Here is a 12,430-nt window from a genome sequence, read left to right as displayed (position 1 = left end):
GTGCTCAGATGCGTCATCGACCCCGGCGCCAACAATGGCGTTGGGGTTGCCTTCACAGATCGGGTGGATCCTGCGGGCCGGGGCCTGGGTGGTCATGGTTTCGACGGGTTCAATCTCGGACGTACTGACGAGGATCCCGCTGTTCTCGAGCACGTGGAGGCGCTGCGTGCCCGCCTCGGCCTCGGGCCGGTGATGGTCTGTCATCAGGTGCACGGCAAGGGCGTGTGGCGAGTCGGGGCCGACGACGTCGAGGGGTGGACTCCGCGACGTTACCTCGGAGATCGTGTGACAGGCCAGCAGAAACTTCCCATTGCTGATGCCATGGTCACCGGCCTGTCGGAGGTCGCCCTGGCCATTCGGGTTGCCGATTGCATGCCCGTCGTGCTGGCCGATCCGAAAGCTGGCGTCATCGGGGTTGCCCACGCCGGTCGGGTGGGGTTCCTGGCGGGGGTCCTGCCTGCCACCGTCGATGCCATGCAAGACATGGGAGCCACTGACTTGCTGGCATGGGTGGGGCCTCATATTTGCGGTAATTGCTATGAGGTTCCTGCTGACATGGCGGAGCAGGTGTGGGCAGAGCACCCGGCAACCCGGGCCATGACTCGTCAAGGGACTCCTGCCCTTGATCTGGGTGCTGGCGCCCTGGCTCAGCTGGAGTCTCTGGGGGTGGCAGCAGTGGGGCTTGACCCTTGTACCTTTGAGGGACAGGATTTGTTTTCCCACCGGAGGGATCATGGTGCGGGCCGTCTTGCCGGCCTGGTGTGGAGGACTCCCAACCCTCGGTGAGGACGGATCTCGCCGGTTCATGATGTGTCAGCGTTCGCGTGTCTCATCAAACCGTGGCAGTATCCGTGGCAGGCTTGAATGGTGATACCCCCGTTCCCGGGGACGCACCCACGAGAAGGAGCTCCAGATGGCAGGAATCGGCAGGAAGATCGCCTCGTACGTCGGCATCGTTGACGATCGCCGCTACGACGAGGAGGATCTTCCGGACGAGGAGCTCACCACGGAGGTCTACTCCGACGACGGGTACGAGCCATCTTCGGAGGTGACCCAGTTGCATCATCATGACTCCACCGAGCAGCACGGCAGGGAGCATAAGGCGGTCCAGCAACGTCGCCGCTCGGAGCTCAACGAGCCCAGCATCGCCGACATCAACCGTATCCTGACCGTCCATCCGCGCAATTACAACGAGGCTCGCACGATTGGCGAGCAGTTCCGTGACGGCATTCCCGTCATCATGAACCTCACCGAGATGGACGACGCTGATGCCAAGCGTCTGGTTGATTTCGCCGCCGGTCTCATCTTCGGTCTGCGCGGAACCATCGAGCGGGTGACGAGCAAGGTCTTCCTGCTGTGCCCGCGCAATGTCAATGTCACCCCGGAGGACAAGGCCCGCATCGCCAGCGGCGGGTTCTTCAACCAGTCCTGACGGAGCCATCCATGATCCTGGTCGGGACTGTCCTCACGTGGTTCATCCAGATCTACACGGTGCTGCTCATCGTACGGATGCTCATGTCTTGGGTGCCGCTGTTGGTGCGCGATTTTGAGCCGCACGGCGCATTGGCCGTGGTCTTTGAGATCGTTTACACGATCACGGATCCGCCGATCAAGTTCTTCGATCGGCTCGTGCCGCCGGTGAGGTTCGGCAATGTCGGACTCTCGGTCGGGTTCATCATCGTTTTCGTCCTGCTGGCCATCCTCCAGAGGTTGGTCATTGCCGTCTTCTGGTGATGGGGTACTGGCCGTACCCCAAAGGTGAGGTTGAGCCTCCCGAGTGACGCGAGCGCTGCGGTGGAGTAACCTTGTCGGCATCTCGTGTCCACCTCGGACCACATGGTCCGCCGCACGGGTCCTGACTGTCCCCGACATCTTGGAGTGCACAATGACGCTGACCCTCGAAGAGGTGCGCATGGTTCGTTTCCCGATGGTCAAACGCAACGGCGAGGGCTACCGCGCCATTGAGGTCGATGATTTCGTCGACAAGGTAGAAGCGGCGTTCATGACCCTCACCGACGAGAACGAGCGTCTCAAGGCCCAGGTCGAGGCCCTCAAGTCTGGTGATCAGGGTGAGCAGAAGGCCGACCAGGAGCTCGTCAACGAGAACGAGCGCCTCCGCGCTCAGATTGAGGAGCTGCGCTCTCAGCAGAATGACCGTCCGGTCGACTCCGGCGAGGTTGATCGCGCCAAGGCCGCCCAGCAAGAGGCCGAGAAGCGCGCTCACCAGCTCGAGCAGGAGAAGGCTTCCCTGCAGTCCGAGGTCGAGGAGCTGCGCCGGGCTGCCCAGCGTCCGAGCCAGGACATTGACCCGGCTGAGGTTGCACACCTGCGCAGCGAGAACGAGCGTCTCGGCGCCCAGCTGCGTGACGCTCAGGCCCTCGCCGCCCGCAGCCGTACCTCCTCTGTCGCCGAACAGCAGCCGACGACCACCGGGGGCGACGGCGTCCAGAAGCTCGTCGTGACCACCAGCGCCGAGGCTTCCCCGGCCGTCGTCCGTATGGTCGAGCTGGCCCTCGCCGATGCCGAGCGCGTCGTCCGTGAGGCCGAGGAGGAGGCCGGTCGCAAGGTCCAGGCTGCCGAGACCAAGGCTCACGAGCTCACCGTCGATGCCCAGACCCGTGCCGAGCGTATCGAGTCCAGCGCCCGCGTCAATGCCGAGAAGGTGACTTCGGACGCCAAGAGCAACGCTGACAAGGTCAATTCCGACGCCCAGACTCGCCGTACCGAGCTCTTCCGCGAACTCGAGGCCGAGCGTGACACCTTGGTCGGCAATATCGATCACTTGCGCTCCTTCGAGGCTCGCTACCGCGATGCTCTCACTTCCCATCTGCGTGCTCAGGCTGACAACCTCGAGAAGGGTGTCTTCGAGCCTGCCGAGCTGCCTGAGCTGCTCAAGTCGGAGAACCGCGTCGCTCCGGGTGACTCCTCCACCCCGCGTCTCGACGCTCTCATTGGTCGCGGTCAGCAGCAGAACTGACGCGACACGCACTCTCCAGGACACCGTGCTCCGGTCACATGACCGGGGCACGGTGTCGTTCATCTGATGGTCAATCTCGGAGCGGGTGACCAGGATGACGGGTGAGTGGCATGGGTGTAATGTCTGCCCCCAGTTCATGCAAACCCCACGGAGGTGATGACATGAGCGGCACACACCACCAAGCCGGGGACGATCCCCGCATGACGATGGAGAGTTCCATGTCAGATCATGATGTCGAGGCCATCGCCGCCTCACTGCCGGTGCGCGACGGCGATGAGCCATGGACGGTTGATGAGGTTCGCGAGATCATCGATGCCCTGGAGTCGGATGTCAACAGGATGGGTACCGTCCTCGCCGAAGCTGAGAATAACCTTGCTGATCTCATGAAGCAGGGCAACGACGGTGCGGGCATGGACACCATCGACGTCGGTTCCTCCCAGTTCGAGCGTGACCAGGAGATCTCCGTCACCCGCAATGCCCGTGCCGTCTACGACCAGTCGAAGCTTGCTCTCCAGCTGCTCGACGAGGGCACCTGGGGTACCTGCGAGTCCTGTGGCAAGGCCATTGGGAAGGCCCGTCTGCAGGCCTTTCCGCGAGCCACCATGTGCGTCAAGTGCAAGCAGCGCGAAGAGCGCCGGTGAGTTCTCCCACTGATCCGACCGCGTTGACAGGAGCCCAGCTCAGGCGTTGGCGTCTCGTGATGGTCATCATCGCGATGGCCGGTTACGGCCTTGACCAATGGACTAAGGCGGAGGCCGTCGCTCATCTCGATCCCTACGATCCACCGAGTTGGGTTGGCGGTTTATTCACCCTACGGTTGCTGCGCAACCCGGGTGCTGCCTTTTCCATGGGATCGACGGCGACCGTCCTCATCAGTCTCTTCGCCGTCGTGATGCTCATCGTCGTGTGCGCGTGGGGAGTGCCGAAGGCTCGTCATCGTTGGTCCCTCATCGCCTGTGGGATGCTCGTTGCCGGTATCTGCGGCAACCTCACTGATCGCTTCTTCCGGGCGCCCGGGCCGCTGCGTGGTCATGTCGTCGACTTCATCAGCCTGCCGCACTTCGCGGTCTTCAACGTTGCCGACATCTTCATCACCTGTACGGCGATCCTCGTCGTGCTGGTGTCGATCCTTGGCCACCATGACGGTGAAGGCCATGCGACGGATGACAATGGGAGGGGGAGCGCGACGAGAAGGAGGAGATGTGAGCGTCCTGCTGGTACCTGATGGTCTTGACGGAGAGAGGGTTGACGTTGCTGCCGCTCGAATGAGCGGGGTGTCGCGATCCCGGATTGCCGATCTCATCAAGGAAGGGTTGGTCCTCCTCAATGGGCAGAAGGTGCCCCGGGCATCTGTTCGCGTCGCCACGGGGCAGATGCTCGACATTGATCTCTGCGATCCCGTCGCCACCCCGTCGATCACCCCTCAGATCGTCGAGGGGATGAGAATCGTTCATGACGATTCTGACGTCGTCGTCGTCGACAAGCCGGCTGGCGTGGCTGCTCACCCGTCTCTGGGCTGGGACGGTCCCAGCGTTGTCGAGCATCTGGCGGCTGCCGGGTTTGCGATCTCCACGAGTGGGGCGCCGGAGCGCCGGGGCATCGTGCAGCGCCTTGACGTCGGAACTTCCGGCCTCATGGTGGTCGCCAAGAGTGAGCACGCCTACACCGTGTTGAAGCAGGCCTTTCGGGACCGAACTGTCGACAAGGTGTATCTCGCCCTTGTTCAGGGACATCCCGATCCGTTCACGGGCACGATCGATGCCCCCATCGGTCGTGATCGCCGTCATGACTGGAAGATGGCAATCGTTGACGGGGGGCGTCACTCCGTCACCCACTACGAGACGATTGAGGCGTTCCATCACGCGACCCTGCTCAAGGTGCACCTCGAGACCGGTCGGACCCACCAGATCCGGGTGCACATGGCAGCCGTCAACCATCCCTGCTGTGGAGATCCGCTCTATGGGTGTGATCCGGTGCTGGCCACGGAACTGGGACTGGAACGGCAGTGGTTGCATGCCGCGGAGCTGTCCTTCACCCATCCGGGACGTGGTGAGTGGGTGACGTTCCACTCAGAGCCGTCCGAGGATCTGCAACATGCACTGGATGTGGTGAGGCACGCCTGAGCAGTCGCTCAGTCGGCTGTGGTCATCCGTGCATTATTGATGAACGTCTGGTGTACATCCGGCGGTGAGTGGCTCTTTGAGTCGGGTTCCCGTGATGTTGGGCGGTATCGTGGGGGCGTGCGTAGAGCTAAGATTGTGAACACCCTTGGACCCGCTGTGTCCAGCCATGACGCCATGAAGGAGCTCATGCAGGCTGGCATGAACATCGCCCGCCTCAACATGAGTCATGGCGACTACTCCGAGCACCAGGAGCGTCTTGACCTGGTTCGCTCGGTGTCGGAGGAGCTCGGGCTCAACGTGGCGGCTTTGGCCGACCTGCAGGGTCCGAAGATCCGTACCGGCCTGTTCGAGAAGGCCGAGGGAGAGTCGAACGGCAAGATCGACCTCGAGATTGGTGACAAGTTCACCATCACCACCGACGACATCCTGGGCAACCAGGAGCGCGTCTCCACCACCTTCAAGGGGCTGCCTGAGGACTGCAGGCCTGGCGACGTCATCCTCATTGACGACGGCAAGACCGTCCTGCAGGTTGACTCGGTCAGCGGCAACGACGTCAACTGCCATTGTACGGTCGCCGGCCCGGTCGGTGACCACAAGGGCATCAACCTTCCCGGGGTTGCCGTCTCCATCCCGGCCCTGACCGAGAAGGATGAGGAGAACCTGCGCTGGGCTCTCAAGGCCGGTATCGATCTGGTTGCCCTGTCCTTCGTGCGTCACGGCTCTGACATTGACCGCGTCCACGAGATCATGGACGAGGAGGGACGCACCGTCCCGGTCATCGCCAAGCTGGAGAAGCCGCAGGCCATCGAGAACCTCGACGCTATCATCGACGCCTTCGATGCCGTCATGGTTGCCCGTGGCGACATGGCCGTCGAGTGCCCGCTCGAGGAGGTTCCGCTGATCCAGAAGCAGATCATCGAGAAGGCTCGTCTCCAGGCCAAGCCCGTCATCGTGGCCACCCAGATGCTCGAGTCGATGATCCACGCTCCCCGTCCGACCCGCGCCGAGGCCGCCGATGTGGCCAACGCCATTCTGGACGGTGCCGATGGCGTCATGACCTCCGCCGAGACCAGCGTTGGCGACTTCCCGGGCGAGACCGTCCGCACCATGGCCAAGATCGTGGAGTCAACCGAGGCTCACGGTCTGGACAAGATCGCCAAGATCGACTGGGATCCGCGCACCACCGGCGGTATCATGTCGAAGGCTGCTGCCGAGATTGCCGAGCGTGCCGAGGCCAAGTTCATCGTGGCCTTCACCAAGTCCGGTGACACCGCTCGCCGTATCGCGCGTTTGCGTCCGAGCACCCCGCTCATCGTCTTCACCCCTGATAAGACCACCACCAAGGATCTCGCCTGGGTGTGGGGTGCCCACGCCGTCGCCACCCCGGTGTTCAAGACCGCTGAGGACCTGTACCGCTGGGTCAACGCCTACCTGCGCGACAAGGGATTCGTGCCGGTCGGCGACCGTGTTGTCGTGCTGTCCGGATCCCCGATGGACATCCCGGGCAAGACCAACGATCTGCGCATCCTTCGCATCAAGGAGGACGACTGATCGCGGTTGAACCTCGACTGTTGCGACGTCCCTCTCTCCTTCTGGAGCGGGGGACGTCCCCCTTTTCCCTACGGGATGAAGGCCCGCGCCGCGAAAGGAGCCGACGGGGTAGGAGCCTGGTAAAGTCCGTGATGGCGATGGATCCCGCCTGGCCAATGCCGAACTGCCGAACCGGCTGATGGTTCCTACCCCGTAATGCGGGGGTAGGAGTTTGCCCTCGCGCCGATGAATGAGCGAGATGGTGATGAATCCCGTGCAGACGCGTGGCTCCCGGCGCGAGGGATGGTTATGAGCGGACACATGGCGGCGAAGGATGGCGCAGTGCCCCAGCCGCACCCAGCCCGAATGGTCGAGTTCGAAGGACACCCCATCGTCGTCGCGGTGGTTCCGGGGCAATCGAGCCTGGTGAGCTTGACGGCTGCCTCGCTGGCTCGCGCGACCAAGGCCTCCCAGGTCGTCTTCGCATACGTTGATCAGCGGCGCTATGTCGTCGAGGAGAACACAGATGGGTCGGTGGTGTCTGCACCCGTCGACCCGGACGCCATGGGTGACGACGTCGAGACCGCTCGTCAGCGGCTGGCCGAGGACATTTCGACTGTTCTGGAGGGCAGCGGGGTTCCTTGGCGACTGGAGTACCTTGCTGGTCAGCCAGATCGTGCCTTGACCCATCTCGCTCGAGCCATTGATGCCGCGGCCTTCATCGTGGGAGCCAGGACCCATCGGCGGCGGGTCCAGGACTTCGTGAGTGGATCGATTGCGACCAATCTGTCACACCATCAGCACCGCCCGGTGCTTGTGGTGCCTATCGCCGTCGTCGACTGGAAGGACTCCTCGCCATGGCAGTGAGATCGGGATTCCTCGATCGACGTCCCGTACTGGTGGGTCTGGTGTTCCTGGGAGGATGCCTGGGTACCCTCATGCGAGCCGGGATGACCCACGCCTTGCCGACCACTGCCGACGGCGTGCCCTGGGCGACCTTGGTGACCAACCTCGTGGGGGCCTTCGTGCTTGCGACCCTGCTCGAAGTTCTCGTCCATGCCGGCCCTGACGAGGGGATTCGCCGGGCGGTTCGGCTTTGCCTCGGTACCGGCATGCTGGGCGGGTTCACGACCTATTCGACCCTTGCGGTGGAGACCGGGCAGCGCGTCATGTCCGGGCACTGGCTGTTGGGTGTTGCCTACCTGCTGATGAGTGTCGTGGCGGGCGCCTTCCTGGCCTGGGTCATGATCACCACCGTGCGTGCGGCAGCTGGTAGGTCGTCGTGACGATGCTGTGGATCTGCCTGGCTGGTGGCCTGGGTGCGGTCACACGACTCCTGCTCGACTTGTGCATCAGCTCTCGTCTTTCGGCCCCAGTCCCGGTGGGAACCCTCGTCATCAATGTGGTGGGATCCCTGTTGCTGGGATTCATCACCGCGGTGGCCCTCGGTGACGTGGGATTCTCGCAGCACCTCAAGGGCCCGCTGGGAACGGGATTCTGCGGTGGCTTCACGACCTTCAGCACGGCGTCGGTGGAGACCGCGCGCACCGCTTCCGGCCGGGGGGTGAACGTGGCAGGTCTGCACTGTTTGGGGATGGCCATTGCAGGAGTGCTGGCAGCGATCCTTGGTCTGTTCCTGGGATCACTGGTGTGAGCCGACGGTGCCCGAGAGGGGAGTCGAACCCCTACGCCCGCAAGGACAGCGCATTTTGAGTGCGCCGCGTCTACCATTCCGCCACTCGGGCCGGCTCGCCTATTGTGCCACAGTTGCGCCGGTATGCCGATTCTGCAGTTACTGAGTGTTGCCGATGATCGACGATTCGATCGTCACTGAGGGGGTGTCAATCACGATCAGGCACGGATGTGGGTGCGGCAAGGCCTGTCAGCCACTAGAATTGAACTGAGTTGTCACCGATCGACATGCAAGGAACCACCGTGAGCAAGCCACAAGACCCCACCCGGTCCACCCCTGATCCGGGGGTGGGGACGGAACATCCACGCGTCGTGGTGGCCGAGGACGAGGCCCTTATTCGCCTCGATCTCGTCGAGCTTCTCGAGGAGCACGGTTACGAGATCGTCGGCCAGGCCAGTGACGGTGAGGAGGCCGTCCGTCTCGCCAATGAGCTCGAACCCGACTTGGTCGTCATGGACGTCAAGATGCCGAAGATGGACGGCATCACTGCGGCTGACAAGATCACTGAGGATCGCATCTGTGCGGTCGTCATGCTGACCGCCTTCTCCCAGCGCGACCTCATCAAGCGCGCCAAGGAGGCCGGCGCGATGGCCTACGTCGTCAAACCCTTCGATGCGTCGGACGTCATTCCGGCCATCGAGATCGCCATGGCCCGTTTCGCCGAGATCCGCGGCGTGGAGGACGAGGTCATGGACCTGGAGGAGCGCCTGGAGTCGCGCAAGATCGTCGACCAGGCCAAGGGCATCCTGCAGACCAGCCTTGACCTCACCGAGCCGGAGGCCTTCCGGTGGATCCAGAAGACCGCCATGGACCTGCGCAAGTCGATGCGCGAGGTGGCTCAGGGAGTCATTGATCACGCCGAGAACGAGAAGTGATCTCGACGTGGCTCGTTCTCAGATGACCTGACACGTCATCCGTCCAACAGCGCAGATACGGCCCTCATCGTCGACAATCTCGACGGTGTGGGTCGTCGTGTGTCTACCCAGATGCACTGCCGTCGCGGTCGCAATGACCTGATGGCCGTGGGGTGGGCGTAGATGCGATACCGAGAGTTCAGTACCGACGGCGGAATGCTCAAAGGTGCGCGCGTGGGCCATGGCAGCCAGGGAGCCGGCTGTCTCCACGAGGACACCAGAGCCGCCGCCGTGCCACAGACCCATGGGCTGGGTGTTGCCGTCGAGCGGCGCGGTGACGACACAGCGAGTGGGAGAAATCTCCCGTACCTTGACGCCAAGTTTGTCGTCAAGGGGGCTGACGAGTTCGGCCAGCCACTCCGGAAGCGGATGTTCAGGGATGGAATAGGTCATGGGTGAAGCATGCCACCGTGTGCCGTTCGGTTCTTCAATACTGTCCGTGGTGTCCTCTAGAGTCGAGGACATGAGCGAGACGACGCAGCCCACCCTCATGGTCCTTGATGGGCACTCCATGGCTTTCCGGGCCTTCTACGCCTTGCCGGTCGAGAACTTCATCACCTCGACGGGCCAGCACACCAATGCGGTGCACGGTTTCGTCGCCATGCTCATCAACCTGCTGCGCAATGAGACGCCCACCCACATCGCGGTGGCGTGGGACCTTGCAGGCGGGACCTTCCGAACCACTGAGTACTCCGAGTACAAGGCCGGACGAGCCGCCACTCCGCCGGAGTTTCCCGGCCAGATCGACCTCATCAAGGAGGTCCTCGACGCCCTCCACATCGTTCATCTGTCCAAGAAGAACTACGAGGCCGATGACATTCTCGCGACCCTATCCACCCGGGCGACTGCTGAGGGGTTCAAGTCCCTGCTCGTCTCGGGGGACCGGGACGCCATGCAGCTCGTCAATGACCAGGTGACGGTGCTCTACCCGCGCAAGGGTGTCTCGGACCTTGCCCGGATGACACCGGAAAGTGTCGAGGAGAAGTACCTCGTGCCCCCGGCCCGTTACCCCGAGCTGGCGGCCCTGGTGGGGGAGAGCGCTGACCACCTTCCCGGCGTTCCCGGGGTTGGCCCCAAGACAGCTGTGAAGTGGCTCAACGCCTATGACGGGCTGGAGAATCTCATTCGTGAGGCTGACACCGTCAGGGGGAAGGCGGGCCAGTCCTTTCGCGATCACCTTGACGACGTCATCCGTAACCGTAAGCTCAACGCCCTGGTCCGCGACCTTGATCTCGACGTCGCCTTGGCTGATCTTGCTCGTCAGCCCTGGGATCCGAAGGCTACCCGGGCCATCTTCGACACCTTGGAGTTCCGCACCCTGTGGGATCGTGTGTGTGCGCTGGCCTCCGCGTTGGACGCTGATGAGGTCGTTGAGGTTGACCAGACCCTTGACGTCTGCGGCGCCGTGCTCGAGCCGGGCACCTTGGGTGACTGGCTGTCCAGGGTGGAAGGCCGGGTCGGTGTTGATGTCACGGGCACCTGGGGTGGTGGGTCCGGTGATGTGGAGGCCGTGGCGTTGGGGGCCGGAGAAGGTACTGCGGTGTGGTTCGACACAGCTGAGCTCGGCCCGGATGACGAGAAGTCCCTTGCCCAGTGGCTGGCCGACGAGGACCACGCGAAGGCGATGCATTCGGCCAAGGGTCCGGTGGAGGCGCTGGCCGAGCGCGGCTGGGATGTGAATGGCCTCACCTGCGACACCGAGCTTGCCTCATATCTGTTGCATCCGGATCGCCGTGCTCACAAGTTCGACGACGCGGTGCGCACCCACCTCAACGTCATTCTGGGGGAGGGGGAGGACCAGTCCGGCCAGGGGATGTTCGACTTCGGGGACGACCGGTCCGCCGAATCCATGGAGAGGGCGGTGGCCGTCACCAAGCTTGCCGACGTCATGGAGAAGGAGGTCGAGGCCCGCGGCGGGTCCGAGCTGCTCCACGATGTCGAGATGGGGGTGCAGCGGTGCCTCATGTCGATGGAGCGGGCCGGTATAGCCGTCGACCCCGACGTCTTGGAAGGACTGCGATCCGAATTCGACGGGCGTGTCACCCGTGCCCAGGAGGCTGCCTGGGAGGCGGCTGGTGAGAAGATCAACCTGTCGTCCCCCAAGCAGCTGCAGGGGGTGCTGTTCGACAAGCTCGACATGCCGAAGACCCGGCGCACCAAGTCCGGATACACCACCGATGCCGACGCGTTGGCCAGTCTGTACGAAAAGACCGAGCATCCCTTTCTGGCTCACCTGCTGGAGCATCGTGACGCCATCAAACTGCGTCAGACTGTCGACGGTCTACTCAAGGAAGTCCGTGATGACGGTCGGGTCCACACCACCTACATGCAGACGATCGCTGCAACCGGACGGCTGTCCAGCAAGGACCCGAACCTGCAGAACATCCCGATGCGCACCGAGGAGGGACGACGTATCCGGGAGGGATTCGTCGTCGGTGAGGGGTACGAATCCCTCATGAGTGCCGACTACTCCCAGATCGAGATGCGGATCATGGCTCACGTCTCGGGGGACCAGTCCCTCATCGATGCCTTCCGTTCCGGGCAGGATTTCCACACCGTGACGGCCTCGCACGTCTTTGGGGTGGCTCCGGAGGGCGTCAGCGTCGCGCAGCGTTCCAAGATCAAGGCCATGAACTACGGTCTGGCCTACGGTCTGAGCGCCTACGGTCTCTCCAACCAGCTCAAGGTGAGTGTCGGGGAGGCCAAGGAACTCATGGCCGATTACTTCAGCATCTTCGGGAAGGTCCACGACTATCTCGAGGAGGTCGTCGACCAGGCTCGTCGTCAGGGATACACCGAGACCCTGTTGGGACGCCGTCGCTATCTGCCCGACCTCACCTCGACCAATCGTCAACGTCGCGAGATGGCGGAACGCGCTGCACTCAACGCACCCATTCAGGGATCGGCTGCAGATCTCATCAAGCTGGCTATGCTCGCTACCGACGCGAAACTTGACAAGGCTGGTTTGACGAGCCGCGTTCTGCTACAGGTCCATGACGAGCTCATCCTTGAGATCGCCAATGGTGAGGAGCAACTGGTTCGCGAGATCGTCACCGATGCGATGGGCCACGCCCTGGAATTGTCGGTGCCGCTGACGGTGTCGATCGGCGTTGGACGGTCGTGGTTCGACGCTGCGCACTGAGCTCGGCCAGTGAGACAACAGGGCGCATCGACTGGAGCACTCCTCCTCCCG

At 63.1% G+C, this 12,430-nt stretch carries 14 protein-coding genes, 1 tRNA gene and 1 riboswitch; of the genes, 13 read left to right on the top strand and 2 right to left on the bottom strand.

Going from position 1 to position 12,430, the window contains the following annotated elements:
- From ACSJJT_RS02955 to ACSJJT_RS02905, 11 genes are all read left to right on the top strand, one after another.
- On the top strand, nucleotides 1–786 hold the full coding sequence (locus ACSJJT_RS02955) for a purine nucleoside phosphorylase YfiH/LACC1 family protein (RefSeq protein ID WP_435916848.1): 786 nt from the start codon (nucleotides 1–3) through the stop codon (nucleotides 784–786).
- Between the two features lie 127 nt (nucleotides 787–913).
- The gene (locus tag ACSJJT_RS02950; RefSeq protein ID WP_435916847.1) at nucleotides 914–1,432 is read left to right on the top strand and encodes a cell division protein SepF; all 519 of its coding nucleotides are present in this window, start codon (nucleotides 914–916) and stop codon (nucleotides 1,430–1,432) included.
- Nucleotides 1,433–1,443: 11 nt separating this feature from the next.
- Nucleotides 1,444–1,734 carry a YggT family protein gene (locus ACSJJT_RS02945; RefSeq protein WP_435916846.1) on the top strand — a complete coding sequence of 97 codons (291 nt, stop codon included), beginning with the start codon at nucleotides 1,444–1,446 and terminating at the stop codon, nucleotides 1,732–1,734.
- 151 nt (nucleotides 1,735–1,885) lie between these two features.
- Nucleotides 1,886–2,977 (top strand): DivIVA domain-containing protein, encoded by a 1,092-nt coding sequence (locus ACSJJT_RS02940; RefSeq protein WP_435916845.1) that lies wholly within the window; start codon nucleotides 1,886–1,888, stop codon nucleotides 2,975–2,977.
- A gap of 161 nt (nucleotides 2,978–3,138) precedes the next feature.
- Nucleotides 3,139–3,618 carry a TraR/DksA family transcriptional regulator gene (locus ACSJJT_RS02935; RefSeq protein ID WP_435916844.1) on the top strand — a complete coding sequence of 160 codons (480 nt, stop codon included), beginning with the start codon at nucleotides 3,139–3,141 and terminating at the stop codon, nucleotides 3,616–3,618.
- A gap of 59 nt (nucleotides 3,619–3,677) precedes the next feature.
- Nucleotides 3,678–4,202, top strand: a complete 525-nt coding sequence (locus tag ACSJJT_RS02930) for a signal peptidase II (protein ID WP_435917049.1) — start codon at nucleotides 3,678–3,680, stop codon at nucleotides 4,200–4,202.
- Nucleotides 4,180–5,100: an RluA family pseudouridine synthase gene (locus ACSJJT_RS02925; protein ID WP_435916843.1), complete on the top strand. Its 921-nt coding sequence runs from the start codon at nucleotides 4,180–4,182 to the stop codon at nucleotides 5,098–5,100. The genes ACSJJT_RS02930 and ACSJJT_RS02925 overlap by 23 nt, the downstream gene beginning before the upstream one ends.
- Nucleotides 5,101–5,274: 174 nt before the next feature.
- The gene (gene pyk, locus ACSJJT_RS02920; RefSeq protein ID WP_435917048.1) at nucleotides 5,275–6,651 is read left to right on the top strand and encodes a pyruvate kinase; all 1,377 of its coding nucleotides are present in this window, start codon (nucleotides 5,275–5,277) and stop codon (nucleotides 6,649–6,651) included.
- A 124-nt stretch (nucleotides 6,652–6,775) separates the two neighbouring features.
- A riboswitch (Fluoride riboswitch) is annotated at nucleotides 6,776–6,846 on the top strand.
- Nucleotides 6,847–6,996: 150 nt separating this feature from the next.
- Nucleotides 6,997–7,497 (top strand): universal stress protein, encoded by a 501-nt coding sequence (locus ACSJJT_RS02915; RefSeq protein WP_435917047.1) that lies wholly within the window; start codon nucleotides 6,997–6,999, stop codon nucleotides 7,495–7,497.
- Complete coding sequence (locus ACSJJT_RS02910) at nucleotides 7,488–7,916, top strand: fluoride efflux transporter FluC (protein ID WP_435916842.1); 429 nt, start codon at nucleotides 7,488–7,490, stop codon at nucleotides 7,914–7,916. Before ACSJJT_RS02915 ends, ACSJJT_RS02910 begins: the two co-directional genes overlap by 10 nt.
- The gene (locus ACSJJT_RS02905) at nucleotides 7,913–8,284 is read left to right on the top strand and encodes a fluoride efflux transporter FluC (protein ID WP_435916841.1); all 372 of its coding nucleotides are present in this window, start codon (nucleotides 7,913–7,915) and stop codon (nucleotides 8,282–8,284) included. Before ACSJJT_RS02910 ends, ACSJJT_RS02905 begins: the two co-directional genes overlap by 4 nt.
- 8 nt (nucleotides 8,285–8,292) lie before the next feature.
- On the opposite strand, the gene ACSJJT_RS02900 is transcribed toward ACSJJT_RS02905, so the two are convergent.
- Nucleotides 8,293–8,375, bottom strand: a tRNA-Leu gene (locus ACSJJT_RS02900).
- 175 nt (nucleotides 8,376–8,550) lie between these two features.
- On the opposite strand from ACSJJT_RS02900, the gene ACSJJT_RS02895 reads away from it, so the two are divergent.
- Entirely contained in the window at nucleotides 8,551–9,198 is a 648-nt protein-coding gene (locus tag ACSJJT_RS02895) for an ANTAR domain-containing response regulator (RefSeq protein WP_435917046.1), read from the top strand.
- 18 nt (nucleotides 9,199–9,216) lie between these two features.
- Here the strand turns inward: ACSJJT_RS02895 and ACSJJT_RS02890 are convergent, their stop codons facing one another.
- The gene (locus tag ACSJJT_RS02890; protein WP_435916840.1) at nucleotides 9,217–9,630 is read right to left on the bottom strand and encodes a PaaI family thioesterase; all 414 of its coding nucleotides are present in this window, start codon (nucleotides 9,628–9,630) and stop codon (nucleotides 9,217–9,219) included.
- Nucleotides 9,631–9,700: 70 nt separating this feature from the next.
- Between ACSJJT_RS02890 and polA the strand changes: the two genes are divergently transcribed.
- Nucleotides 9,701–12,379 carry a DNA polymerase I gene (gene polA / locus ACSJJT_RS02885; RefSeq protein WP_435916839.1) on the top strand — a complete coding sequence of 893 codons (2,679 nt, stop codon included), beginning with the start codon at nucleotides 9,701–9,703 and terminating at the stop codon, nucleotides 12,377–12,379.
- The last annotated feature ends 51 nt before the right edge of the window (nucleotides 12,380–12,430 follow it).

It is taken from the genome of Cutibacterium nasicola, assembly GCF_051303185.1.
Lineage (GTDB): Bacteria > Actinomycetota > Actinomycetes > Propionibacteriales > Propionibacteriaceae > Cutibacterium.
Note: the sequence above shows the minus strand (reverse complement) of the source record. Positions and strands in the feature narration are given on the sequence as shown.

Excerpts from the sequence above, each read along its gene's own strand:
- ACSJJT_RS02950 (WP_435916847.1), top strand. The coding sequence starts at position 914 with ATGGCAGGAATCGGCAGGAAGATCGCCTCGTACGTCGGCATCGTTGAC.
- ACSJJT_RS02945 (WP_435916846.1), top strand. The coding sequence starts at position 1,444 with ATGATCCTGGTCGGGACTGTCCTCACGTGGTTCATCCAGATCTACACG.
- ACSJJT_RS02940 (WP_435916845.1), top strand. The coding sequence starts at position 1,886 with ATGACGCTGACCCTCGAAGAGGTGCGCATGGTTCGTTTCCCGATGGTC.
- ACSJJT_RS02935 (WP_435916844.1), top strand. The coding sequence starts at position 3,139 with ATGAGCGGCACACACCACCAAGCCGGGGACGATCCCCGCATGACGATG.
- ACSJJT_RS02930 (WP_435917049.1), top strand. The coding sequence starts at position 3,678 with ATGGTCATCATCGCGATGGCCGGTTACGGCCTTGACCAATGGACTAAG.
- pyk (WP_435917048.1), top strand. The coding sequence starts at position 5,275 with ATGAAGGAGCTCATGCAGGCTGGCATGAACATCGCCCGCCTCAACATG.
- ACSJJT_RS02915 (WP_435917047.1), top strand. The coding sequence starts at position 6,997 with ATGGTCGAGTTCGAAGGACACCCCATCGTCGTCGCGGTGGTTCCGGGG.
- ACSJJT_RS02910 (WP_435916842.1), top strand. The coding sequence starts at position 7,488 with ATGGCAGTGAGATCGGGATTCCTCGATCGACGTCCCGTACTGGTGGGT.
- ACSJJT_RS02895 (WP_435917046.1), top strand. The coding sequence starts at position 8,551 with ATGCAAGGAACCACCGTGAGCAAGCCACAAGACCCCACCCGGTCCACC.
- ACSJJT_RS02890 (WP_435916840.1), bottom strand. The coding sequence starts at position 9,630 with ATGACCTATTCCATCCCTGAACATCCGCTTCCGGAGTGGCTGGCCGAA.
- polA (WP_435916839.1), top strand. The coding sequence starts at position 9,701 with ATGAGCGAGACGACGCAGCCCACCCTCATGGTCCTTGATGGGCACTCC.